Here is a 24,379-nt window from a genome sequence, read left to right as displayed (position 1 = left end):
TCTCGCGTGTCAGCGCCCGAGGCCCGTGCCTTCGGCACATGCGCTTCGGGCGCTGACACGCGAGACGGGCCGCCACCCCTTGTGGTTCCGGTGAGCTTGGATCTTCGTTTTCTGCGTGCCACCGCTGCGTGATGGCACTGCGGGCGGTCCGGGGGTGGTTTGTGTTGGATTGCGCCATCTGAGGGTGTTGACGGGGCCCTGGTGCTCCTGGTCTTGCCTCTCTCCGCGAATCCGCCGGCGCGAATTTGCTCTGATCACCCCCGGACCTGGGCAGGGTAGGCGCTGACCACCGGGATCGGATGGGTGAGCACGTCCGCCTTCGGTCTACGGCCGGTTTCTGTCGGCTGGGCCGGGTTGCCGTAACAGAGCGGGGTTTACGGCGGCTGAGTGCTCAGCTGGACGAACCGGCTCCCGGTAGCACCGGCTGGGCCGTGCGAGTGGGTGTGATGCTCTGTTCGTCGCTGGTGGGAGAGCTCGGGGGACGTGGTGAGGGCGGTGGGGAACTCTCGGGGCTCAGTAGTTCCGGGAACGGGATATGCGGCAGGTTGGGGTCGGGGCGCAGCGTCGGCTGGACGTGAGTGTCGGTCGAGGGGTCGGTCGATGTCGAGGGGTCGGTGGCCGAGGGGTCGGAGTCGATATTCGTCGGATCCTGCGCCGGGTAGGTCACGGTTGGTGCGATCGTCTTCGTGGGTGGTGGGGCCGTGGTCGGCTCGACCGTGGGGGTGGTCGCCGGAGAAGTGGGTGTGCTCGGCGCCGTCGACGGTGGGAGCCGGGCACCGCTGGTCGTCCCCGCGGGCGAAATCTCCTCGTCCGAGCCGGATGTCATGGTGTTCACGCCGTAGCCGATGACCAGGCCGACCACGACGGCCGCCCCGGCCATGGTGCCCAGTACCTTGGCCAGGGTGTTCGACGGCTGGGACGAGCGGGCGGTCAGCGGCAGGACCGAGGGGCGGGCGGCGTCGGCGATCAGCGCGGCACCCTTGGCGACCACCGCGTCGGGGTCCGGCAGCGTCAGCACGGGGATGTCGAATCCGCGTTCGAGTGCGGTGAGCACCGACGGGATGTGCGCGCCCCCACCGATCACGGCCACCGCTTCGGGCGCGCGGTCTCCGCGGCGGAACGACAGCGCGGTGAACGCGGTCAGATCGCGCAGCAGACCGGTGATCAGTTCCTCGAAGTCGGTACGGGTCAGTTTGAGAGGGCGTCCCGCGACGTGGTCGATGGTGACGGCCGGCGCGATGGACAGATGTTCCTTGGCGGCGCGGGACCGGTTGATCAGCGTGCTCCGGTTGGGGCGGGTGCCGCGCCGGGCATAGTGCTGGTCGACCAGATGACGGTAGATCAGATCGTCGATGGCGCGGCCGCTCACGGTGGTGGTGCGGGCGGTGTGCAGGATCTCACCGTCGGCCCCGTCCGCGACGCTGACACTGCATCCGGAGGCGCCCAGGTCCACCAGGGCGATGGTGTCGTAGCGGTCGACCAGGCCGGTGCTGCGCAGATAGGTCAGGGCGGCGGTGGTTTCCGAAACCAAATGGGGGTTGTGGCGTTTGCCGACGGCCAGCCGGATCGCCTGCGCCTGTTCCTGGTTGCGGTAGGCCACCGTGACGCCGGGGGGTGGGCTGTCGATCTCGAGGGACGACTCGTACTGCGTGGTGGGCAGTTGGGTGGTCATCAGCTCGATCGAGGAGGCGACGAGATCGCCGAGATCGGAATGCGCATCCGCGGAGACGACCCGATAGTCGAAGGTCTGTGCACCGTTCGGCGCGGTGGTGACCAGTGCCGAGCACACGACCTCGTTCCCGGCGGAGATGCCGAGTGATTTTCGCAATATATTCACCTCCCTTCGAGTGGAATGGGCGCTGCCCGCGGTACCGGTATGCAGCTGTATCGGGCGGCTGGGTGACACCGGTCCGTACTGTTCGTTACCGACGGTCGTTCCGGTGGCCGTTTGACGTCCAGGCTGTTTCGAACAATATCGTCTCGAACCGTTATGCGAACGTTACAGACTTCGGGAACCGTTGGGAAGCCCTGAGTCTCCCCAGGGTCGAGACCGGTCGGTCCGTGAATTCTGCCAGGAGGCGGTCCGGCTCCGGCAACCGCCTCTGGGTGCGGCGAAACCACCGACTTTGGCACCTACCGGCCTTGAGCGCTGGCACTCTCGCGTATAGAGTGCTAGTCGGCACCAATTGTTGCCCGGTGCCAAGCTTGACACTGAGCAGGCGGTCCCGGCACCCGCGACGACGGGGCTTTGCGCAGGGTCAGCATCGTGACCGAATCGATGGTCCGGGACAACAGTTCCGGACGACCGTTATCCCCTGAAAGTGGAGGGCTCAACGTGGCGAGCGTGAACATCAAGCCGCTCGAGGACAAGATCCTCGTCCAGGCCAACGAGGCCGAGACGACGACCGCCTCCGGCCTGGTCATCCCCGACACGGCCAAGGAGAAGCCGCAGGAGGGCACCGTTGTCGCCGTCGGTCCAGGCCGCTGGGACGACGAGGGCGAGAAGCGCATCCCGCTGGATGTCCAGGAGGGCGACACCGTCATCTACAGCAAGTACGGCGGTACCGAGATCAAGTACCAGGGTGAGGAATACCTGATCCTGTCCGCGCGCGACGTGCTGGCTGTCGTCGGCAAGTAACCCATCGCCGCGCATGCGTTCCGCCCCGGTGCCGACTCAGTGCCGGGGCGGAGTGCGTTGTACCGAGCGCAACTGGACAGCACGGTCGGGGCCGCGTCCCGGGTCTGGACTGACCGGAGCGAATTCGCGTCAGCGGATTCGTGGAGGGAGGGAAGACCCGGGACACGAGGGCGGCCCCGACCGCGCCGCCGAAGGCGGCGCCATCGAACACGTCGGGGCCGCGTCCCGGGTCTGGACTGACCGGAGCGAATTCGCGTCAGCGGATTCGTGGAGGGTGGAAAGACCCGGGACACGAGGGCGGCCCCGACCGCGCCGCCGGAGGCGGCGCCATTAGACACAGGAGCGAAAACTTATGGCAAAGCAGATCGAGTTCGACGAGTCGGCTCGCCGGGCTATGGAGCGCGGTGTGGACAAGCTCGCCGACGCGGTCAAGGTCACCCTGGGTCCGCGCGGTAGGCATGTGGTGCTCGCCAAGTCGTTCGGCGGCCCCACCATCACCAACGACGGTGTCACCATCGCACGCGATATCGATCTCGAGGACCCGTTCGAGAACCTCGGAGCCCAGCTGGTCAAGAGCGTCGCCACCAAGACCAACGATGTCGCCGGCGACGGCACCACCACCGCCACCGTGCTGGCGCAGGCGCTGGTGCGCGGCGGGCTGAAGAACATCGCCGCCGGCGCCAACCCGATCGCGATCGGTTCGGGTATCGCCAAGGCCGCCGACGCGGTCTCCGAGGCGCTGCTCGCGATGGCCACCCCGGTATCCGGTGAGAAGGCCATCGCCCAGGTCGCCACCGTCTCCTCGCGCGACGAGGAGATCGGCGAGATGGTCGGCAAGGCGCTGACCACCGTCGGCAAGGACGGTGTGGTCACCGTCGAGGAATCCTCGACGCTGAGCACCGAACTGGTCGTCACCGAGGGCGTGCAGTTCGACAAGGGCTACCTGTCGCCCTACTTCGTGACCGACACCGACAGCCAGGAAGCCGTACTGGAGGACGCGTTCGTCCTGCTGCACCGCGAGAAGATCAGCTCGCTCCCCGACTTCCTGCCGCTGTTGGAGAAGATCGCCGAATCCGGCAAGCCGGTGCTGATCGTCGCCGAGGACGTCGAGGGCGAGCCCCTGTCCACCCTGGTGGTCAACTCCATCCGCAAGACGCTCAAGGCCGTAGCGGTCAAGGCGCCGTTCTTCGGTGACCGCCGCAAGGCGTTCCTGGACGACCTGGCCATCGTCACCGCGGGCACCGTGGTCAACCCCGACCTGGGTATCAGCCTGCGCGAGGCCGGCCTCGAGGTCTTGGGCAAGGCCCGGCGTGTGGTCGTCACCAAGGACGACACGACCATTGTCGATGGCGCCGGTTCCGCGGAGGACATCGCCGCTCGCGCCGCCTTGCTGCGTCGGGAGATCGAGTCCACCGATTCCGACTGGGACCGGGAGAAGCTCGAGGAGCGGCTGGCCAAACTGGCCGGCGGTGTCGCGGTGATCAAGGTCGGCGCGGCCACCGAAACCGCGCTCAAGGAGCGCAAGTACCGGGTCGAGGACGCGGTGAGCGCTGCCAAGGCCGCCGTCGAAGAGGGCATCGTGCCCGGTGGCGGTACCGCGCTCGTGCAGGCCGGTACCAAGCTGGACGAGCTGGTCGGCTCGCTGTCCGGTGACGAGGCGGTCGGCGCCGAGGTGCTGCGCACCGCGCTGAAGGCCCCGCTGTACTGGATCGCCACCAATGCCGGTGTGGACGGTTCCGTGGTGGTCAGCAAGGTCGTCGAGGGCAAGGAGGGCTTCAACGCCGCCACCCTCGCCTACGGTGATCTGCTCACCGAGGGTGTCGTCGACCCGGTGAAGGTGACCCGGTCGGCGATCGTCAACGCGGCCTCGGTGGCCCGGATGGTGCTCACCACCGAAAGCGCCGTGGTGGACAAGCCGGCCGAGAACGACGAGCACGGCCACGGCCACAGCCATTGATCGAGAATTCGATCGAGAGGTCGAAGGCCGACGGGCCGTTCATGTCCCCGGCGGACGTGGACGGCCCGTTCGGGTAAGGGGGCCGTTCGCCGGTCGGAACGCCGGGAACGTGGGGCGGGTGCCCGAGACGGATCAGGAAGCGACGGGCGGCTGTTCGGCCGAGATCGCCTCCAGCAGCCGGTCGCGCAGCCTGGCGGGCGGCGCGACGGCAGTGGCGGCGGCCAGGTCGGCGAGGGCTTCCCTGGTCTGCTGGATGAGCATGAGGAATTCCGTGCGCTCGACGGGGTCGTCGCTGTCGAGCAGTTGCTGTACCACAGGTAGGTCTTCGTCGTCGATCGATCCGAGCGCGACGGCGTGCGCGAGATCGATCCGGCTCAGGTGCATCTCACGTCACCCCCAAACTTTTCTTCAGTCGTGTCAGTCCGTCCCGAATGCGGGATTTCACGGTGGGCAGGCCCACATCGAGATGAAGGGCCACCTCCGAGTAGGTCCGTCCGCCGTAGTAGGCGAGCGATATGGCCTCGCGCTGGGTCGCGGTCAACGAGGCAAGACCTTCCAGCACGGCCCGTTGTTCGAATTTACGTTCCACCTCCTCGGTGACCTCGTCGAAATCGTTGCCGAGTACCCGTATCCCGTAGGCGACCTCGCGCTGGGTATGGGCTTGTTCGGCGCGGACCCGGTCGACAGCGCGGCGGTGCGCCAGCGTCATCAGCCAGGTCACGGCGGATCCCTTCCCCGGATCGAAAGTCGCCGCGGTCCGCCAGACCTGGAGATAGACCTCCTGGGTGGTCTCCTCCGCGTACCCCGGGTCGTGCAGGATCCGCAACACCAGACCGAAGACGCGGGCGCATGTCCGGTCGTACAACTCGGCAAAGGCTTTCTGATCCGACTGGCCGCAGCGCTGGAGAAGAGCTGCGAGCTCGATACTTTCGGCTGCGCGTGCCGATACCGCAGATTCCACCTCCGGTGGAAGGGCTTCCCCACGGAACGAGTCGCCCTCTGCGGCCGGCGGCCGCGTTGTCACAACGCTCCATTCTGTGTCATCAATCACTACCATAACGCTTCGCTATGACCTTCCCCCACAAGGGTGTCCGCGACAGCGCACGACGCCGCTCGACAGGCGGATTCGGTGGTGACCGAAGCCCTGACGCACGCGGTCTCAGGTCGGGCGTGTCGGCAGGTACGAGGCTCGACCGGGGTCCTTTTCTCCGATGTGGCCGGAGGTTGCTGCGCTAGGAATTCGGCGCACCGTGGTTTACGGATGGGGTCGGATCGGTGCCGAGCGATTCGATACGGCGGATCGCTGAACCGGGCGTACGGGTTGCCTCGGGGCTATACCGTCACGCGGCGCCGGTTGCGGCGGGCGTGCATCTCCCGCTCGGTCTCCGACATACCGCCCCAGATGCCGTAGGGTTCGCTGACCTTCAACGCGTGCGCACGGCATTGGATGAGTACGGGGCAGGTACGGCAGATCTCCTTGGCGCGCAGCTCCCGTGCGGTACGGGCGCGACCGCGTTCGCCGTCGGGATGGAAGAACACCGCCGAGTCCACACCACGGCAGGCACCGCGCATCTGCCAGTCCCAGACGTCGGCGTTCGGTCCGGGGAGGTGGGTGGGCATGGGCATGGGCATGAACTCCTCGTGACGCGAGCTCGTCGGCATTGTCGAGCGAGTGATCGGTAACGGTCGCCGGCGCTCGGCGATCGTCCGAGCGCCGGCACCACGGTCGGCGGTGCCGGTAGGCCCGCCGTCGATGGTCGCTGCGATTTCGCGCTGCACCGTCTGTGGCGTGGAGTTACGTTAGGGCTAGCGGCGAAATTCCGTCAATAGTTCGGTGCATCCGATTTTGGGAGTGTTTTGGCCGTGGAATTTGACCTGGAGGCTGTTTACTTTCGCTAATCCTCCGGGGATACTGCTCGACTGGCCGGGGGCGGATCGGGTGTGGTTCCTGCTGTTCCGGCATCATCGCAGGTAGGCATCTTTTCCGGCTTCGAGGTAGGGAAGTGGCGCGCGGTTGCGTTCGACTCATTGACCGAACGAGGATGAACACTTCCATCTCGGCACCATCACGATGACCTAATCGCGTCGGTCGGGTTAATTGTGAGAAACGCATACGAATTCCATGCGCGCATACGCACGGTTTGCCGGCTCTGGATTTACCTGGTGGAAACATGTCGTAACGAGTGAATGCTGAGTGATTGCTGTCACAGTGGTTCGGCCGGTGAAGCCCCTCGCTGCCGTTACGGTTGGACGGTGTGCGGGATAGAGTGCGGCGGTGTTCGTGCCTGTTCCCCGCTCCGAGACCCGCTCCGCCCTACTCGCCGACGCGGCATTCGGCGCCCGACCCGATCGGTCCGCTGCCGAGTTGCCGGCAGCGGAAAACGCGCTCGGAACCTGGTGGCGAGCCGTCGTTCTCGGGGGTCAGGGCCGCTACGCCGCCGCGCGGGCCGAACTATCCGAGCTTCGGATCGGTACGACCGACCCGGTGCTGCTCGCCGTGGGCGCCGCCACCGAGGGGTCGCTACTGCGTCAGCTCGGTTGGCATGCTCGCGCCGCCCGCCATGACGGTCGCGCCGCCGCGCTGATTCTGCCGCTGCTGTCGCGGGCCCGTCCACGACAGAGCCGGGACACGTCCGGGCCGGATGCCCTCGAGGCCGCCGCCGACGCCCTGACAGGTCTGGCCGCGGACGCGCTCGGCACCGGGCGGCTCGAACTCGCCACTCGGCTGCTGGACCGCTGTGCCACGCTGCTGGAGCGGAATTCGGCGGCGACGCGGTGGCGGCCGCTGGTGCGCTTGGGGTGGGTCCGGGCCGAAACCGCTCTCGCGTCCGGACAGGCGGCGCAGGCGCTCGGCGAGGCCGAGGCGGCGCTCGGACTCGCCGAACGCTCTCCGTCACTGCGACATGAGGTGAAATCCCGGCTGCTGGTCGCCGCGTCCACCGCCGCGGTCGGTGATACGACACGAGCCCGGGTGCTCGCCGAGACGGTCGCACAGCAGTGTCGGGACAACGGCCTTCTGCCGCTGTGCTGGGCGTCCGCCATGCTGCGGACCGGTCTTCCCGCCGAGGGGAACAGGCCCTCGGATACGCCGGCCGATCAGGAGGCGGCCGTATGCGCCGCCGTCATCGCTCGACGTGGCGGTCGGTTCCGTCCGATGGCAACGCCGTGAGTGTCCCCCGGCTGATCCGGTTCCCGAACCGGTATCGCTATTGTTGAACCGTTCCGCCGGCCGGCGGAAGCATGGGTCGAAACCGGCCGTGCCACTTGTAACGCCAGGAATTCCGCTGACGATGACGCACACGGGCGAAGAGTTGGACCTCGCCGTCGCTGCCGCTGCGCAGGGCGACAGATCTGCTCTAGCTCAGGTACTGGAGATGATCCGCCCGATGGTGGTGCGTTATTGCCGAGCGCGGATCGGTTCCGCGGAGCGTGGTCAACTCTCCGCGGACGATGTTGCGCAGGAGGTCTGTCTGGCAGTCATGACAGCTCTGCCCAGGTATCAGGACCAGGGCAGACCGTTCATGGCTTTCGTTTACGGAATTGCTTCGCACAAGGTTGCCGACGCCCATCGCAATGCCTCGCGTAACAAGGCGGAGGCGATGGCCGAAGTACCAGATGTCATATCCACCGACCAGGGGCCGGAGCAGCGAGCTCTCGAATCGGAGACGAGCCGGCAGATGAACCGTCTGCTCGCCACGCTTCCGGAGAAGCACCGGGAGATCCTGGTCCTGCGCTTGGTTGTGGGTATGTCGGCGGAAGAAACCGCGCTCGCCGTGGGCAGTACGGCGGGGGCGGTACGGGTTGCCCAGCACAGGGCGCTCGCGAAACTGAAAACACAAGTGGCGAGGGCAGGTGAAATGTATGGCTAGGGATGGCGGGCGCGGTCGTGGCGACCGGAAGTCGCGACGTGAACCGCAGGGTACCGGTCCCTATGCCGAGGGTTCCGGCGGCAACACCGGACCGGTCGACATCGTGGCGGTACGCCGCGACGATGCGCTGATCGATGCCATCGCTGCGGGCGGTCCGGTTCCGACCGAGAGCACCGAGGAATTCCAGCTCGCGGCTCTGTTGGCCGATTGGCGGATGGAGATCATCACGCCGCCGCTACCCGACGCACCCGACCTCGATACCGTGGTCGCGGCGGTCAACCAGGAGATCGGCGCCCGGCAGGCCCGATTGGCCGCGCGCTCGGGTGGCAGGCTTCGACTGCTCCGGCCGATCGCGGGCACCGCGGCGGCCGTGGCGTTGGTGATCGGTGGTATGACCGCCTTCTCCTACGCGGCCGAACCCGGCGATCCGCTGTGGGGCGTCAAAGAGGTGGTATTCAGCCAACAGGCCCAGGCGACCGTGGTACAGCGGGCCGGCAACGATATGGCCGCCGCGCAGACCCTGATCGACCAGGGCGATTCGGAGCAGGCCCGGGTTCGTCTGGAACAGGCGGCGACCAACGCCGCCCGGGTGGACGATCCGGAGAAGCGCACCGATCTGATGGACCTCTGGCAGCGGTTGCTCGCGGAACTGCGCAAGGTCTCTCCGGAGGCGGCGCAGCAACTGGAACAGAGTGTGCCCGCTCCGCCGTCGATCGAGCCGGACCGGACACAGTTGCCGTCGCGCCCGGGGAACGTGGTTCCCGGCACGTCGGGGCGGGAACCGGCGCCGGGTGTGCCCCTACCGGCCACTTCCTCCGAAAACCCATCGATTCTGGGTACCGAGTACCCGGTACAGCCCGGTGGTCCGCGGCCGACGCAGCCCGCAGGCCCGCAGCCGACTCGACCGTCCGGGCCGGGCACAACGATCGCTCCGGGCACCGGTGTTCCGAATATCCCCGAGCTCCCGAATACCACAGTGGTCCCGACCCCGTCACGGGATGTCCTCCCACCCCCGGCCACCCCCTCCACTGTGAGCTCGCCCAGCCCGGCCGGACCGGCGCAGCCCACGGTGGACAGCGGCACCGGGATTCCCGCACCGCCGACCCAGCACTACAGCGAACCGGCGGTGCCGACAGGTATACCGCAGATTCCCGGTATAGGACCGAGTGGGACGGGGCCGAGCGGAGCCAACTGAGGTCGAACGGAGCCAACTGAGGTCGAACGAGCGCGAAACCGAATATGAAAGAGCAGGGACCGACCGCCGTGGCGGTCGGCTTCTCCTGTGATCACCTCTTTCCGTGTGATCAATATCTCGAGTGGTAGCGAGATCGGGTCGTGTCCGGCGTCATGCGGGCACACCGAACTCGGCGTGCACGGCTCCCGGCCGTGCTCCACCGGAAACCCGCGACGGTCCGCGCAGGCGGAACTACGTCCGTCTAAGCGTCGAATCCGTCGCCGTGGAACGCCTCGTTCATCGATGCGTCGGCGTACCCGCGGCAATAATCCCAGGTGACATACGCTTCCGGGGTGGGGTCGTAGGCCGGCTCGTGCGGCCGCACCGTGCCGTCGACCAATAGTTGCAGCAGGTTGGCGCGCAACATGTCCCAGTCGTGGTAGTGATCCTGCCTACAGTCCTCGCAGCTCACTACCAGGCCGCGGATCCCGCGATGGGCCAGCAGCGCTTCGTAAACCGCGAGGTCGGCGAGATCCTCCTCGACCGCAAGGCGCTCATGAGGATCCAGCGGCTCCCCCGGCTCGATGGCATCGAGCGCGGCGGACGGGTCGGAGGGGTCCCCGGCGAACGGATCCGGCGGCAAGCCAGGTGGTAGATGGTCACGCACACACCCACGGTACGCAGAACAGGGTGGTCTGCGCCAGCGCTGCACGCCGTCAGTTTGCCGGCGGCCTCGGTTGATCCGGTATCCGCCCCGCCCGATACCATGGGTGCCGGAGGCCGACGAGTATCCGATACCTGCTACTACCTCGGTGGTGCGGGATCGAACTCGCGCCGCAGTCCATCCCGAGCAACAGTTTGTTACCCGGTCATACCGGTGTAGCCCTGTCGACGTCCAGGAGGGGTCGATCCGAATGAGTAGTCCCGTACCGGGCGAGCGAGTCGATGTCCGCCCCTCTACGGGTGGTGACGATCCGAACAAGATAGCCATGCTCGGCCTCACGTTCGACGATGTGCTGCTGCTGCCCGCCGCCTCGGATCTGATCCCCAGTTCGGTCGACACATCGAGTCGGTTGACCAAGGAGATCCACCTGCGCACCCCGCTGGTGAGTTCTGCCATGGACACCGTCACCGAGGCCCGGATGGCGATAGCCATGGCCCGAGCGGGTGGTATGGGCGTATTGCACCGCAACCTCTCGGTGGCCGATCAGGCGGGCCAGGTGGAGACGGTGAAGCGGTCCGAGGCCGGTATGGTGACCGATCCGGTGACCTGTCGGCCCACCGACACCCTCGCCGAGGTCGACGCCATGTGCGCCCGGTTCCGGATCTCCGGCCTTCCGGTGGTGGACGAGACCGGTGCGCTGGTGGGCATCATCACCAACCGCGATATGCGGTTCGAGGTGGACCAGAATCGCCGGGTCGCCGATGTGATGACCAAGGCCCCGCTGATCACCGCCCAGGAGGGGGTGACCGCGGAGGCGGCGCTGGGCCTGTTGCGCCGGCACAAGGTGGAGAAACTGCCCATCGTGGACGGCAACGGTCGGCTGCGCGGACTCATCACCGTCAAGGACTTCGTCAAGACCGACCAGTACCCCGACGCCACCAAGGACCGTGACGGCCGGCTGCTGGTGGGCGCGGCCGTCGGTGTCGGTGACGACGCCTGGTCGCGGGCGATGACCCTGGTCGACGCCGGGGTGGATGTGCTGGTGGTGGACACCGCGCACGGCCACCAGGTGCAGGTGCTGCGGATGGTGTCCAAGGTCAAGGCCGAGGTCGGCGATCGGATCCAGGTCGTCGGCGGCAATATCGCCACCCGGGCGGGCGCCGCCGCGCTGGTCGAGGCCGGTGCCGACGCGGTGAAAGTCGGGGTGGGTCCCGGTTCCATCTGCACCACCAGGGTCGTGGCCGGTGTCGGCGCGCCGCAGATCACTGCGATCCTGGAAGCCGTGGCGGCCTGTAAACCCGCGGGGATCCCGGTGATCGCCGACGGCGGCATCCAGTTCTCCGGCGATATCGCCAAGGCGATCGCCGCCGGCGCCTCCACCGTGATGCTCGGTTCCCTGCTCGCCGGAACCGCCGAATCGCCGGGCGAATTGATCCTGGTCGGCGGTAAACAGTTCAAGAGCTATCGCGGTATGGGATCGCTGGGCGCCATGCAGGGCCGCGGCCAGGCGAAGTCGTTCTCCAAGGACCGCTACTTCCAGGACGACGTCCTGGCCGAGGACAAGCTGGTGCCCGAGGGCATCGAAGGCCGGGTACCGTTCCGCGGCCCGGTGCGTCAGGTCATCCACCAGCTCGTCGGCGGTCTGCGCGCCGGTATGGGCTACACGGGTGCCCAGACCATCCCGCAACTGCAAGAGGCGCAGTTCGTGCAGATCACCGCGGCGGGCCTGAAGGAAAGCCACCCGCACGACATCACCATGACCGTCGAGGCCCCCAACTACACCGGCCGCGCGTAGCTCCAGGTTCGGGCTGCGGTCCGAGAACCAGGACCACCCGGAGCGAGCGACGTCTGCCCGTCACGTTCCCGGACCGGCGGCCACGGCGGTGCCCGTGGTCGGGTCCCCCGGGTCGTGCTCTGCCATGCCGTCTCCCGGTCGACGCACGGCCCGAGACGGATAGCCGGAGGCTCGGGCGAGCGGTCGCGTCGCGACGTTTCGCCCCACGCCGTACCCGGACGCCCTGAAGAGGCGGGCATGTCACCACGCCCATCCGCGAATCCACCCTCGGTCCTGAAGCTTTCGCGGTCGCTTCGGTACAACACACCACCACACCCGCGCCACCCACCAAGCCACTTCCATACGCTGTGTATCGTTCATATCTGGACATGCGCGGCGGTACCCGCCCAATCAACCCCGTCGGGGGCCGCGCCGTCGCGGCCCCGTTCGCGGCCCGTCTCGTGTTTCCGCACCCCGAAGCGCCGTGCCGAAGGCACAAGTCTCGGGGTGCGGAAACACGAGACCCAAGGGGGCCGCGAACACGCCCGCGCGGAGCGTGGGCCAAACAACACAGGAGAATGCAAGTGCGCGATATGGTCGAGATCGGTATGGGGCGGACGGCGCGCCGCACCTACGAGTTGGACGATATCGATATCGTCCCCTCGCGCCGTACCCGTTCGGCCAAACTGGTATCGCTGGCCTGGCAGTTGGACGCCTACCGCTTCGATATCCCGTTCCTCACCCACCCGACCGACGCGCTGGTGTCGCCCGAGTTCGCGATCGAAATGGGCCGCCAGGGTGGCCTCGGCGTCATCAACGGTGAGGGGCTGTGGGCGCGGCACGCCGATGTCGCGGCCAAGGTCGACCAGCTGATCGAATTGGCCGGCAAAGACGGACAGGACCGCGCCGTCGCGCTGCTGCAGGAACTGCACGCGGCACCGATGCAGCCGGACCTGCTGGCAGCGGCCGTGGCCCAGGTGCGCGCGGCCGGGGTGACGGTGGCGGTACGGGTGAGCCCGCAGAACGCGCAGACGCTGACGCCGGCGCTGCTGCAGGCGGGAATCGACCTGCTGGTGGTGCAGGGCACCATCATCTCCGCCGAACACGTCGGCAACGGCGAACCGTTGAACCTCAAAACGTTCATCGCGGAACTGGATGTTCCGGTGGTGGCCGGCGGAGTGAGCGATCACCGGACCGCGTTGCATCTGATGCGCACCGGTGCGGCCGGCGTGATCGTCGGCTACGGCTCGTACCCGGGCGCGACGACGACCGGTGAGGTGCTCGGTATCGGAGTGCCGATGGCCACCGCGATCGCCGACGCGGCCGCGGCGCGGCGCGACTATCTGGACGAGACCGGCGGTCGCTATGTGCATGTCATAGCCGACGGCGATATCGCCTCCTCCGGCGATCTGGCGAAGGCGATCGCTTGTGGTGCCGATGCCGCGATGATCGGGGTGCCGCTGGCAATGGCCGCGGAGGCGCCGGGCCGCGGGTGGTACTGGCCCTCGGCGGCCGCGCATCCGTCGGTACCGCGGGGTTCGCTGCTGCAGGTGGACGACCCGTGGGGTGTGGGGGACACGGGGGCCCCGGTGCGTCCGAACCTCGGGCGTGTGCTGTTCGGTCCCTCCGACGACCCGTACGGTTCGTTGAATCTCGTGGGCGGCCTGCGGCGGTCCATGGCCAAGGCCGGGTACTCGGATTTGAAGGAGTTCCAGAAGGTCGGGCTCAGCGTCCGGGCTTGATACCGCCCAGGAACTGCCGGAGGGCGCGGTTCATCCGTTCCGGATGGGTGAGGGTGACCGCGGGCCGGGCGCCGTCGATCTCGAGATAGGTGGAGTCGCTGATCCGCTCCGCCAGCTGCCGGACCCGGGTGCGGTCGATTCCGCTGTGCGTGGCGTGTACGACCAGAGTGGGACAGGTGATCTCGGAAAGCCGCTCCAGCACGGAGTCACGACCGAGCAGACAGCCCACCGCGGCTTCTATTCCGTCCCGCTCGGGTTCGCGCCAGCGTTTGATCCAGAACCGGCGGTGTCGTTCGTCATCGCCGAGCAGCCAGTGGGCCAGTTGTTCGGCCGCACGCGGCCGGGAGGCCTCGTCGTACCACTCGTCCAGGAACCGCCGGGTGGCGGCGGCCTGCTCGAGGGATGCGGCGTGGGCGTCGGCGCTGATCAGGATGAGCGCGGAAACGCGTTCCGGGGCGACGAGCGCGGTGCGCAACGCGGTGAAGCCGCCGTGGGCGCTGCCGCCGATCACCGCGCGTTCGACACCGAGATGGTCGAGCACGGTCAGCGCGTCGCGGGCCGAGGTCCAGTAGGTGAACGGCAGCCCCTGGTCGCGCGTGCGGCCGTGTCCACGCGCGTCCCAGGACACCACGCGGAACTCCGGTGCGAGGGCGGACATCTGGGCGGCGAACATGGTCCGGTCCATGAGGAATTCGTGCGCCAGCAGCACTGTCGGCCCATTTCCCCCGGTGTCCTCGTAGTGGATGTCGGCATCGATCGCACGAGCGAATGGCACGCCGTCGAGGATAGCCGGCGGCACCGGGGCACGGCGGCCGATTCCGGGCCCGGTGGCCCCGCTCAATAGACTGTCGGGGTGACCCAATCGCAGAGACCTGTCCTCGTTGTCGACTTCGGTGCGCAGTACGCGCAGTTGATCGCCCGCCGGGTCCGTGAGGCGAGTGTCTACTCCGAGGTGGTTCCGCACACCGCGTCGGTGGATGAGATCGCCGAGCGGAAGCCGTCGGCGGTGATTCTGTCCGGCGGTCCGGCCAGTGTCTACACCGAGGGTGCGCCGCGGCTGGACCCGTGTCTGTTCGACCTGGATCTGCCGGTTTTCGGTATCTGCTACGGCTTCCAGGCCATGGCGCAGGCGCTGGGTGGCACGGTGACCAATACCGGCACCCGGGAGTACGGCCGCACCGAACTCGACAGCGACGGCGGGCTGCTGCACGGTGGGTTGCCGACGGTCCAGCCGGTGTGGATGAGCCATGGCGACGCCGTCACCGACGCGCCGGAGGGCTTCGAGGTCACCGGTACCACCCCGGGCGCGCCCGTCGCGGCGTTCGAGCATCGGGAGCGTCGGCTGGCCGGGGTGCAGTATCACCCGGAGGTGCTGCATTCCCCGCACGGCCGGCTGGTGCTGAGCCGCTTCCTGCACGATATGGCGGGTATCGCACCGACCTGGACGCCGGCCAATATCGCGGAGGCCATGATCGGGCAGGTCCGCGCGCAGATCGGCGACGGGCACGCTATCTGCGGTCTATCCGGGGGCGTGGACAGCGCGGTGGCCGCGGCTCTGGTGCAGCGAGCCATCGGCAGCAGGCTGACCTGCGTTTTCGTCGATCACGGCCTGTTGCGGGCGGGAGAGCGCGAACAGGTGCAGCAGGATTTCGTCGCCGCCACCGGCGCCCGGCTGGTGACCGTGGACGCGGTGGACAAGTTCCTCGGTGAGCTGAAGGGTGTCAGCGATCCGGAGGAGAAGCGCAAGATCATCGGCCGGGAGTTCATCCGGTCGTTCGAGGACGCGGTCGCCGAGGTCGTCAGCGAGCACACCGCCGAGGACGAGGCGCCGAAGGTGGAGTTCCTGGTGCAGGGCACGCTGTATCCGGATGTGGTGGAGTCCGGCGGCGGCAGTGGCACCGCGAATATCAAATCGCATCACAATGTCGGCGGACTGCCGGAGGACCTGGAGTTCGACCTGGTCGAGCCGCTGCGGCTGCTGTTCAAGGACGAGGTCCGGGCCGTCGGCCGGGAACTGGGGCTGCCCGAGGAGATCGTGGCCCGGCAGCCGTTCCCGGGACCGGGTCTGGCGATCCGCATTGTCGGCGAGGTCACCGAGGACCGGCTGCACGTGCTGCGGCAGGCCGATGCCATCGCCCGCGAGGAACTCACCACCGCGGGGCTGGATCGGCAGATCTGGCAGTGCCCGGTGGTGCTGCTCGCCGATGTGCGCAGCGTCGGTGTCCAGGGCGACGGCCGCACCTACGGGCATCCGATCGTGCTGCGTCCGGTGTCCAGTGAGGACGCCATGACGGCCGACTGGACCCGGCTGCCCTATGAGGTGCTGGAGCGGATCTCCACCCGCATCACCAACGAGGTCGCCGAGGTCAACCGGGTGGTGCTGGACGTGACGAGCAAGCCGCCGGGCACCATCGAATGGGAGTGAGCGTCTGGACGCCGCGGGCGGTCGGCGCGGTACCGCGGTAGGGGAGGGCTCTCCCTTACGAGGGACCCGACCCGCGCCGCCGGCAGCCGGAGTTACGGCTCGGGCACAGCACCAGCGTCAGTCCCACGACAATGGCCCCGCCCACCACGATCCAACCGATGGGGATCATGCTCGCGGCGGGCCAGGCCGACGGCCCGACCAGCGCCCAAACGCTCAGCGCCAGTGCCAACAGTCCGACGATCAGCAACGGGAGCGACGGGCCGTGTGAGGCCCCGGTCGCGGTGCGCTCGTCGGTTCCGTTTTCGGTACGCGGTTTCTCAGCCACGGGTCACCTCCGCTTGTCCGGCTCGGACCTGCACGTTCAGATTCAGTACCGGGGCGTCGCCGCCGGGGCCGGTCACCCCGTCCGGGCAGTGCGCCTCGCCCATGTTCACCGAGCATTCGGTGCGCACGGTCATACTCTCGGGAAGCAGAACCCGCGCCTCACCCATCTGGACCGATACGCCGACCGTGCGGTCCTCGGTCAGGGACAGTCCGCGCAGGTCGAGTGTGCCCGAACCCATGGTCACGGTGTACTGCGGGCGCAGGTCGGCGATGGTGGCCGGAGTCCAGTTGCGGTCGCCCATGGTGGCGCCCTCCCAGTCGACGGGACCGATCAGCGAGGCCAGGACAACGAATCCGGCTACGGGGGCGATCGCTACGAGCAGTCCATGACCGCGTCGCAGGAACGCGCCGAACACCAGACCCAGCCCGATCACCGCCAATGCCACGGCCGCGATACGGGCCGGTGTCATCCACTCCGCGCCGGCGACGGCCGCCGCCCCGGCACCCGCGGCGGCGAGCACCGCCAGACCCAGTACCACCGGCGTGAACCGGGACCGGGGTTTGGGCGGCGCGGGCCGGACCGGGGTGCGGGCCGGTGCGGGCGCCGGCAGATCCCAGGCCAGGGGGGCCACGCCGAGCGGATCCCAGGACGGTGGGGTCCGACCCGCGAAAGCGGTGGGTGCGAAGCCGGCGGTTCCGGTCTTGTCGAGGTCTATACGAGTGGTCGGGGCTCCGCGGTCCGGACCCCCGGTTCCGGCGAGGCCGGAGTTGTCGGTGGGCGTGGCCGTCGGGCGGTCGGTGCCCGTGGAAGGACCGGCGGTGTCGCCGTCTGCCACGGCGGTGTCGGAGGCGGCGAGGCCCGCTCCGGTTCGCGTCGACGCGGGGGCCTCGGTTTTCGCGAGATTCGGTTTCGCGGGTTCGGCATCGGCCGGCCCGCTTTCGGCCCGCGAAGAATCCACCTCGGCGGGCACGTCCCGCTGCGACCGGGCCGCGGAGTTCCCCGAGGGATCGTCCTTGCCGAGCCCGACGGTCGGGGAGCCGTCGGCCGGAGTGTCGGGGATGTACCGGTCGGGCAGTTTGGTGTAAGGGGTGTACGGACCGTACGCGTTCGCCGCGAACGGTTCCGAAGTGGTGGACGGGAAGACCGTTCCCGGATAACCGGTGCCGGTCATCGTGCTCGCCTCCGCGGAGGAAACGGCTCCGTGGGACAACGGCGGCGGCTCCGGGTTCCGCATGTGCAGCATCCACCACCCCGCCAGCATGAGCGCCAGGGCGATCACTCCGGAACCGCCCATACCGGCGCCCATCGGTCCCATGGTGCTGACCGCGATGGCCAACGCCACGATCAGCGCGATCGTCTTGGCCTGTGATTGCGAGCCGTCGCCCTTACCGGTCAGGGCCTCCGCCGCCGAGACCCGGCTGTCCGGTTGCGGGAACAGCAGCCATCCGAGGAGGTAGAGGACGACACCGGCGCCACCGAAAATGGTCGACACCACGAACGCCACCCGAACCAACACCGGGTCGACTCGATATCGGTGTGCGAACCCGGCCGCGACTCCCGCGATCGGCCCCTGCTGCGGCAATCGTGTCGGCCGGGTCTGCCACATGTGCTGAAGCTGATCACCGAAGCTCGTCTTGGTCATACACCTCATGGTCCGCCGCGTCGGCCGTAAAGCGCATCGGGGGGAACCCTGATCTATTCGGCTGTGTTGTCTGGCCCGCGCGTTCGCGCGGGCGTGTTCGCGGCCCCCGACAGGGTTGGTTTGGGTGGGTACCGTCGCGTGTGGCCCGCCGGACTCGGTGCCTTGTGGTGGGGTGCCGGGGTGTTCCGGGGCCATATCTCAGGGTGTTTCCCCATGGCTGTGGGGTGGGAACCCGTGCCAGTATCGAGGGTATGTACCCGTTTGTACCGGCATTCGATTCGCGCGGGTTCGATTCGCGTGGGAGTGGGCCGGGGGTCCGGCCGGGATCCGCGGCGGATAGCCCCGGACGGCTGGTACGGCGGTCGGGGGGCCGGATCGTCGGCGGTGTGGCCGGCGGTATCGCCGACCACCTCGGGGTCGACGTCATCAAGGTGCGCATCGCCTTCGTGTTGTTGGCCGCGTTGACCGGGGCGGGCATCGTCGCCTACGGGTTGCTGTGGATCTTCATGCCGGGTGGCGCCGACGACGAGCGTCCGTCGGGGCAGGAGCAGCGGCAGGCGATCGGCCTGGCGCTGCTGGGTGTGGGCCTGTCGGTGGGGGTGTCATGGGCCTTCAGCGGCACCGTGGCGAAGGTGATCGCGCCGATCATCGTGGTCGCGGTCGGTGCCGCGCTGGTGTGGCGGGAATACGACGCCGACGGTCCCCGCTCGCTGGTGGGGCTGCCCGCCCGACCCTCCGTGGTGACCTGGTCGCGCATCGTCGCCGGCGTCACGCTGGTCGTCGCCGGTCTCGTGGTGGTGGTGTTGGCCCGGGTCGACTGGAGTTCGCTGGGGTCGGTGTTGCTGGCCATGGTGGTCACCCTGATCGGTGCGGGTCTGCTGACGGTGCCGTTGGGTCTGCGCATGATGCATGCGCTCGACGCCGAGCGTGCGGCCCGTATCCGCAACGAGGAACGTGAGGAGATCGCCTCGCACCTGCACGATTCGGTCCTGCAGACGCTGGCCCTGATCCAGCGGCAGGCCGATGACCCGCAGGAGGTGGTACGGCTGGCCCGCAGCCAGGAACGGGAACTGCGGCGATGGTTGTTCGACGACACCGGTCCCGCCCAGTCCAGTCTGGCCGCGGCGCTGCGCACCATAGCGGGCGAGGTGGAGGACCAGCACGGGGTGAAGGTGACGCCGGTAACCGTCGGCGATGTGTCGATGGACGGGGCCGAGGCCGGTTCCGGTCTGCCGAAGGAGCATTTCACGGCCGTACTCGGCGCCGCCCGGGAGGCCCTGGTGAATTCCGCCAAACACGCGGGTGTCACGGAGATCGACCTGTTCGCCGAGGCCGAACCGCATCAGGTGAGTGTCTTCGTCCGTGACCGCGGTATCGGTTTCGACCCGGCTGCGGTACCGCCGGACCGGCAGGGGCTGGCGAAGTCCATTCGCGCTCGGGTGGAACGCCGCGGTGGTGAGGTGGAGATCCGGTCCACTCCCGGCCGTGGGACCGAGGTGCGGATCATCATGCCGCGCAGTGATTCGGGTGGGGATGAGCCGCAGACACCGGATTCCGATGTTCTCGTAGGCGCCGGACCCGCCCCGGCCGGCCCCGAGACGTCGTCGGCCCGATAGCGATGGCAGAGTTGGGGGCGGGTCGGGCGCGTGCGCGGCGGTCCGGAATTGTCCGGTGAGGAGAAGCAGGTGAGTGTGCGGGTTTTTCTCGTCGACGATCACGCGGTGTTCCGGTCCGGGGTGCGGGCGGAGTTGAGCCGGGAATCCGATATGGAGGTGGTGGGGGAGGCCGGCGGGGTGACCGAAGCGGTGGCCGGGATCGACTCCGCCCGACCGGATGTCGTACTACTCGATGTGCATATGCCCGACGGCGGTGGGGTCGCCGTGCTGAACGGCATCCAGGACGGGCCCGTCTGTCTGGCGCTGAGCGTCTCCGACGCCGCCGAGGACGTGATCGCGGTGATTCGCGCCGGTGCCCGCGGCTATGTCACCAAGACCATTTCCGGCGCCGAACTGGCCGACGGCATCCGACGGGTGGCGGGTGGCGACGCGGTGTTCAGTCCGCGGCTGGCCGGTTTCGTCCTGGACTCGTTCACCGGGAAATCCCCGGTACCGGAACCGCCGCTGGATCCGGAGCTGGATTCGCTGACCCCGCGGGAACTGGAGGTGCTGCGTCTGCTGGCCCGCGGCTACACCTATCGGGAAATCGCCGAAACCCTGTTCATCTCGGTGAAAACCGTGGAGACGCATGCCTCCAATGTGCTGCGCAAAACCCAGCAGTCCAATCGCAATGCCCTGACCCGGTGGGCGCATCGCCGCCGGATCGATTAGTTCGCCGACCTACATCACCGCTACCAGGATCACGATGATGATCGCGAGACCGATGAGCAGACCGATGGTGACGGCCACGGTTGTGTTGTTACCCGGGCGGGCGCCGGTGCCGCGCTGAACCGCCGAGACGCCCGCGGCAGGGCCGGTATGGGCCGGCGCGGCGCGGCGCGGCAGCGGCGCCGAGTGCGGGCTGCGCAGACCGGAGGCCGAATTGCGGGTGGCCCAGGCCGGGATGGTGCCGTCCTCGGTGCGCACCGGGGCGCCGATGATCTGTGCGGCGGTGCCGGGGCCGAATACGGCGGTGAGGATCTCGTTGCGGGCCTCGGCCATGGTCGGGCGGCGCCGCGGATCCGGTTCCATCATGTGCAGCAGTACGGAGGTGAGTTCACCGCTGCGGCCGGGGGGAATGATCTGGGCCATGGCCGCGCGTTCCACGATGGCGTCGCTGTTGTCGTCGAAACCGAACGGCGGTTGTCCCTCGACCGCCGTGTACAGGGTGGCGCCGAGGGAGAACACGTCGCTGGCCGCGGTCGGGTGCGCGCCACGGGCCACCTCCGGCGGGAGATACGCGGGTGTGCCGGTGATCATGCCCTCGGGCTCCTCGCCGGTATCGCCGATAGTGCGCGAGATACCGAAATCACTCAGCTTGGCCATGCCGATGGCGTCTCCGCGGTCGGCGACGAGGATATTGCCCGGTTTGATGTCGCGGTGCAGGATGCCCGAGGTGTGCGCGGCGGCCAGTGCGTCGGCCACCTGGGCCCCGATCTGCGCCACCTCGACCACCGGAAGGGTGTCGACCAGCCCGAGCGCCCTGGCGACACTGCGGGACGGCAGATGTTCCATCACCAGCCACGGCTCGCCGGCCTCCAGCACCACGTCGTAGACGGCGATGGCGTGTTCGTGGGAGAGCTTCGCCGCGATCCGGCCCTCGTGCACGATCTGGCTGCGGATCCGCTCGGCTTCGGCGGCGTCCAGTCCGGCAGTGGAGAGTACCTGTTTGATGGCGACAGCGCGGTCGAGCAGGCGATCGCGGGCGAGCCATACCGCTCCCATACCGCCGCCGCCGATCTTCGACTGCAGACGATATCTACCGGCGACCAGATAATCCGGGCCGACGGTGGGGCGGGGGCGATCGATCATGGTGCCGAGACTATCCGAATTCCGTGGTAGTCGTCCGGATTCGAAACGCGGATACGCCGATGTCAGTAATCGTCGCAGGCGGCGACCGCGCTGTCCTTGGCGGCGTTGAATTTATCGATGTGGGTGTTCATCTCGTCGGTGGGTGCGTTGCGCTCCAACATATCTGCCAGGGCGGTGCTGTCGGAGATGTAGTCGCGTAGGGCGGTCGTTACCGCGCCGGGCACCGTGGGGGTCAGCTCGGACTCGATCTTGCCGGCTCCGGAGCGCAAGGCGTTCATGGCCGTGTCCGCCTTGGCGCGCGTGTCGGGGGCGTCGGCGTTACTGGCGTCGATATAGGCGTTGAAGACATCGATCGAGTGCGAGTTGGCGTCGCGGAACGCGCTGCACGCGTCGCCGGCCGCCTGTTCGATCACCGCCGCCCGGGAGGACGAGGCCGCGGCCGAGGAAGCTCTGACCTCCGAGGTGTAAAGCGCGAGTTCGGTCTGGTTCACCTGCGCGGTACCGGTCACGGTGTTCGAGCAGGCCGCGATCATCCCGCCCGCTGTGAGGGCGACAGCAGCGGCGGCCAGGCTTGTGCGTTCGAGTCGTCGCATGGCGGTCCGGATCTCCCCTCGGATGCCCGGCGACCCCGCATCGCCCGACGTGCCGGGCATCTGAGACCGTCGGTCCTGACAACCGTACTGTGTCGCACACGCTTTCGCGCGGTCCGGCCGCGGAGGGATGACCGGTCGGAACGGTCGGTGTTCGTGGGCCGTGTCGTTATCGGGTGGCGATGTCGACGACGAGCCGGGTGGGGTCGCTGCCGGTGGTCACCGAGAAACCGGGCCGGTCGGCGTCGACGCCGATGAACGACTGGGTTACGCCCTCGTACACCGTGGTCCGGTACACGCCGATGATGGCCGGTGCGGCGGGATCGGTGGCCGGATCGGGGCCGGAATAGGGAGCGGCCCCGCTGTCGAACGGATACGCCGATCCGGTGATCCGTACCTCGAGGATGGATTTCCCGGCGATATCGAGGGCGGAGCCGCTGCCGTCCTGGACGGCCCGGTCGATATAACGCACATCCCAGCCCGGCGTGCCCGTCCCGTCCAGCAGGTACTCGACACGGTCGAACCCGTCGTGCCGGCCGATCCGGATATCGGTCACGGTCAGCCCTGCGCCGGCGGACTCCTCGGCCTGTTTCGGTTCCGCGTCGGTGGGTGCCGCCGCGTCGGAGGTGGGTGCGGCGATGGACGTGGATGCGGCCGCGGGTGTGGACGAAACCACCGATGGCGCCGACTCGCTGTCCGCGCAGCCCGCGAGTACCCCCAGCACCGCCGTCGCAATCATTACCCCTCTGATGCGCATATGACAGAGATTACCCATCGTCGAGGTCCGTCCGGGTAGGCAGGCGGCTCCGCCCCCCGCCGACGCCATACCGCCGGACTCGTGCGGGGTGCCGGCCGGTGCACCGTGCACAGCCCGATGACCACGGCTCGGCAACGATCTAGCACACTTGAGACGTGCGAGATGTGGAGGAGCTACTGGGGCAGTTGCGTCGGTATCCGGATGTGGAGGCGGCGAATCTGTATGCCGCCGACGCCGCCGACCGGCTGATCCTCGACGTTGCGGCCGAATCGCTCGCGTCCGCTCGCGGCGGTGAGGTCGTCGTGATCGGCGACGGCTACGGTGCGTTGACCCTCGGCGCGGCCGCCGCGCACGACCTGCACGATGTCCGGGTACATCAGGACCTGCTCACCGGGGAACTGGCCCTGGCGGGCAATGCCCGCACCCACGGGTTGACCGATCGGTATACCGCGCACGGACTGGACGAGAATCTGCTCAAGGGGGCTCGGGTGGTGTTGTTGCGGTTGCCGCGGGCGCTCACCGGCCTGGCCGAGATCGCCGATGTCATCGCCCGTTACGCCGATCCGGATGTCCAGGTGTACGCGGGAGGTCGGGACAAGTACCTGACCAAGGCGATGAACGATGTGCTGGCCGAATCGTTTTCGGTGGTGCGGGCCAGCCGGGGGCGGCAGAAATCGCGCGCCCTGCTGGTCAGCGGCCCGAAAACGGTGGGCGAACCGCGGTTTCCGGTACGTGAGCGGATCGGGGAGTTCGATATCGATGTCGTCGCGCACGGGGCGGTGTTCTCCGGGGCCCACCTGGATATCGGCACCCGGTTCCTGCTGCGGTATCTGCGGGCGATGAAGCCGGATGCCCGCGACGCCATCGACCTCGGTTGCGGTACAGGCATCCTGGCCGTGGCGTTGGCGAAGGCCCGCCTGGGTATCGCGGTGGTCGGCACCGATCAGTCCGCGGCGGCAGTGGCTTCGGCCTCGGCGACGGCCGTGGCCAACCGGGTGACCGATCGGGTGACGGTGGTGCGCGACGACGCCATGTCCACCGCCGCGGACAACAGCGCCGATCTGGTGGTGTGCAATCCGCCGTTCCATGTGGGCGCGGCCGTGCACACCGGTTCGGCGATCAAGATGTTCGCCGAGACGGGCCGGGTGCTGCGCCCGGGCGGGGAGTTGTGGACGGTCTACAACAACCATCTCAACTATCGGGGCGTGGTGGAGCGGATGGTCGGGCGTACCGATGTGATGGGCCGCAACCGGAAGTTCACCGTCACCCGTTCGGTGTGTGGTCTGCGTGACTCCATTCGACGGTAAGGTCCGTTTTGCCTGTTTGTCATCAGGGCCGGGGAACTGTCCCAGGGT

General features: G+C 68.2%; 22 protein-coding genes. 11 read left to right on the top strand and 11 right to left on the bottom strand.

Going from position 1 to position 24,379, the window contains the following annotated elements; genetic code table 11:
- Window positions 1-391: 391 nt before the first annotated feature.
- The gene (locus tag ON20_RS21175) at window positions 392-1,837 is read right to left on the bottom strand and encodes a DUF7159 family protein (protein WP_051162986.1); all 1,446 of its coding nucleotides are present in this window, start codon (window positions 1,835-1,837) and stop codon (window positions 392-394) included.
- Window positions 1,838-2,335: 498 nt separating this feature from the next.
- Between ON20_RS21175 and groES the strand changes: the two genes are divergently transcribed.
- Together groES and groL are read left to right on the top strand one after the other, a co-directional pair.
- Window positions 2,336-2,638 carry a co-chaperone GroES gene (gene groES, locus ON20_RS21170; protein WP_030522227.1) on the top strand — a complete coding sequence of 101 codons (303 nt, stop codon included), beginning with the start codon at window positions 2,336-2,338 and terminating at the stop codon, window positions 2,636-2,638.
- Window positions 2,639-2,990: 352 nt separating this feature from the next.
- Entirely contained in the window at window positions 2,991-4,595 is a 1,605-nt protein-coding gene (groL, locus tag ON20_RS21165; protein WP_040837936.1) for a chaperonin GroEL, read from the top strand.
- A gap of 132 nt (window positions 4,596-4,727) precedes the next feature.
- Here groL and ON20_RS21160 read toward each other — a convergent pair whose 3' ends face one another.
- From ON20_RS21160 to ON20_RS21150, 3 genes are all read right to left on the bottom strand, one after another.
- On the bottom strand, window positions 4,728-4,979 hold the full coding sequence (locus ON20_RS21160) for an RskA family anti-sigma factor (protein WP_040837934.1): 252 nt from the start codon (window positions 4,977-4,979) through the stop codon (window positions 4,728-4,730).
- 1 nt (window position 4,980) lies between these two features.
- Entirely contained in the window at window positions 4,981-5,556 is a 576-nt protein-coding gene (locus tag ON20_RS21155) for a sigma-70 family RNA polymerase sigma factor (protein WP_040837931.1), read from the bottom strand.
- Window positions 5,557-5,927: 371 nt separating this feature from the next.
- A complete protein-coding gene (locus ON20_RS21150; RefSeq protein WP_040837995.1) occupies window positions 5,928-6,221 on the bottom strand; it encodes a WhiB family transcriptional regulator in 294 nt (97 codons plus the stop codon).
- A gap of 649 nt (window positions 6,222-6,870) precedes the next feature.
- Here ON20_RS21150 and ON20_RS21145 point away from each other — a divergent pair.
- The 3 genes from ON20_RS21145 (at window position 6,871) to ON20_RS21135 (ending at window position 9,659) form a co-directional block, all read left to right on the top strand.
- A complete protein-coding gene (locus ON20_RS21145) occupies window positions 6,871-7,764 on the top strand; it encodes a hypothetical protein (protein ID WP_086009043.1) in 894 nt (297 codons plus the stop codon).
- Between the two features lie 121 nt (window positions 7,765-7,885).
- Entirely contained in the window at window positions 7,886-8,464 is a 579-nt protein-coding gene (locus tag ON20_RS21140) for a sigma-70 family RNA polymerase sigma factor (protein ID WP_040792062.1), read from the top strand.
- Window positions 8,457-9,659, top strand: a complete 1,203-nt coding sequence (locus tag ON20_RS21135; RefSeq protein WP_040837930.1) for an anti-sigma-D factor RsdA — start codon at window positions 8,457-8,459, stop codon at window positions 9,657-9,659. Before ON20_RS21140 ends, ON20_RS21135 begins: the two co-directional genes overlap by 8 nt.
- Before the next feature lie 241 nt (window positions 9,660-9,900).
- Here the strand turns inward: ON20_RS21135 and ON20_RS21130 are convergent, their stop codons facing one another.
- Window positions 9,901-10,305, bottom strand: a complete 405-nt coding sequence (locus ON20_RS21130) for a DUF5319 domain-containing protein (RefSeq protein ID WP_040792060.1) — start codon at window positions 10,303-10,305, stop codon at window positions 9,901-9,903.
- 247 nt (window positions 10,306-10,552) lie between these two features.
- Between ON20_RS21130 and guaB the strand changes: the two genes are divergently transcribed.
- Window positions 10,553-12,097, top strand: coding sequence for an IMP dehydrogenase (gene guaB, locus ON20_RS21125; RefSeq protein ID WP_083865112.1), 1,545 nt, complete (start codon window positions 10,553-10,555; stop codon window positions 12,095-12,097).
- 563 nt (window positions 12,098-12,660) lie between these two features.
- Window positions 12,661-13,818: a GuaB3 family IMP dehydrogenase-related protein gene (locus ON20_RS21120; RefSeq protein ID WP_040837992.1), complete on the top strand. Its 1,158-nt coding sequence runs from the start codon at window positions 12,661-12,663 to the stop codon at window positions 13,816-13,818.
- Here the strand turns inward: ON20_RS21120 and ON20_RS21115 are convergent.
- On the bottom strand, window positions 13,802-14,593 hold the full coding sequence (locus tag ON20_RS21115; RefSeq protein WP_040837991.1) for an alpha/beta fold hydrolase: 792 nt from the start codon (window positions 14,591-14,593) through the stop codon (window positions 13,802-13,804). The two genes, ON20_RS21120 and ON20_RS21115, sit on opposite strands and share 17 nt — an antisense overlap.
- A 78-nt stretch (window positions 14,594-14,671) precedes the next feature.
- On the opposite strand from ON20_RS21115, the gene guaA reads away from it, so the two are divergent.
- Window positions 14,672-16,243, top strand: coding sequence for a glutamine-hydrolyzing GMP synthase (gene guaA / locus ON20_RS21110; RefSeq protein WP_040837929.1), 1,572 nt, complete (start codon window positions 14,672-14,674; stop codon window positions 16,241-16,243).
- Between the two features lie 55 nt (window positions 16,244-16,298).
- On the opposite strand, the gene ON20_RS21105 is transcribed toward guaA, so the two are convergent.
- The gene (locus ON20_RS21105; protein WP_245547367.1) at window positions 16,299-16,568 is read right to left on the bottom strand and encodes a hypothetical protein; all 270 of its coding nucleotides are present in this window, start codon (window positions 16,566-16,568) and stop codon (window positions 16,299-16,301) included.
- A complete protein-coding gene (locus tag ON20_RS21100) occupies window positions 16,561-18,210 on the bottom strand; it encodes a PspC domain-containing protein (RefSeq protein WP_245547366.1) in 1,650 nt (549 codons plus the stop codon). Before ON20_RS21100 ends, ON20_RS21105 begins: the two co-directional genes overlap by 8 nt.
- Before the next feature lie 251 nt (window positions 18,211-18,461).
- Here ON20_RS21100 and ON20_RS21095 point away from each other — a divergent pair, with 251 nt between their 5' ends.
- Together ON20_RS21095 and ON20_RS21090 are read left to right on the top strand one after the other, a co-directional pair.
- Entirely contained in the window at window positions 18,462-19,826 is a 1,365-nt protein-coding gene (locus ON20_RS21095; RefSeq protein WP_051162980.1) for an ATP-binding protein, read from the top strand.
- Window positions 19,827-19,901: 75 nt separating this feature from the next.
- On the top strand, window positions 19,902-20,537 hold the full coding sequence (locus tag ON20_RS21090) for a response regulator (RefSeq protein ID WP_040837988.1): 636 nt from the start codon (window positions 19,902-19,904) through the stop codon (window positions 20,535-20,537).
- A 9-nt stretch (window positions 20,538-20,546) separates the two neighbouring features.
- Here the strand turns inward: ON20_RS21090 and ON20_RS21085 are convergent, their stop codons facing one another.
- The 3 genes from ON20_RS21085 to ON20_RS21075 form a co-directional block, all read right to left on the bottom strand.
- Window positions 20,547-21,677, bottom strand: coding sequence for a serine/threonine-protein kinase (locus ON20_RS21085; RefSeq protein WP_040837927.1), 1,131 nt, complete (start codon window positions 21,675-21,677; stop codon window positions 20,547-20,549).
- Window positions 21,678-21,739: 62 nt separating this feature from the next.
- A complete protein-coding gene (locus tag ON20_RS21080) occupies window positions 21,740-22,330 on the bottom strand; it encodes an Rv2240c family protein (RefSeq protein ID WP_245547364.1) in 591 nt (196 codons plus the stop codon).
- Window positions 22,331-22,436: 106 nt separating this feature from the next.
- Window positions 22,437-23,024, bottom strand: coding sequence for an AMIN-like domain-containing (lipo)protein (locus tag ON20_RS21075; RefSeq protein WP_040837986.1), 588 nt, complete (start codon window positions 23,022-23,024; stop codon window positions 22,437-22,439).
- Window positions 23,025-23,179: 155 nt separating this feature from the next.
- Between ON20_RS21075 and ON20_RS21070 the strand changes: the two genes are divergently transcribed.
- Entirely contained in the window at window positions 23,180-24,331 is a 1,152-nt protein-coding gene (locus tag ON20_RS21070; RefSeq protein WP_040837926.1) for a class I SAM-dependent methyltransferase, read from the top strand.
- Window positions 24,332-24,379: the final 48 nt, after the last annotated feature.

This window comes from Nocardia brevicatena NBRC 12119 (genome assembly GCF_000308495.1).
Taxonomy (GTDB): domain Bacteria; phylum Actinomycetota; class Actinomycetes; order Mycobacteriales; family Mycobacteriaceae; genus Nocardia; species Nocardia brevicatena.
Note: the sequence above shows the minus strand (reverse complement) of the source record. Positions and strands in the feature narration are given on the sequence as shown.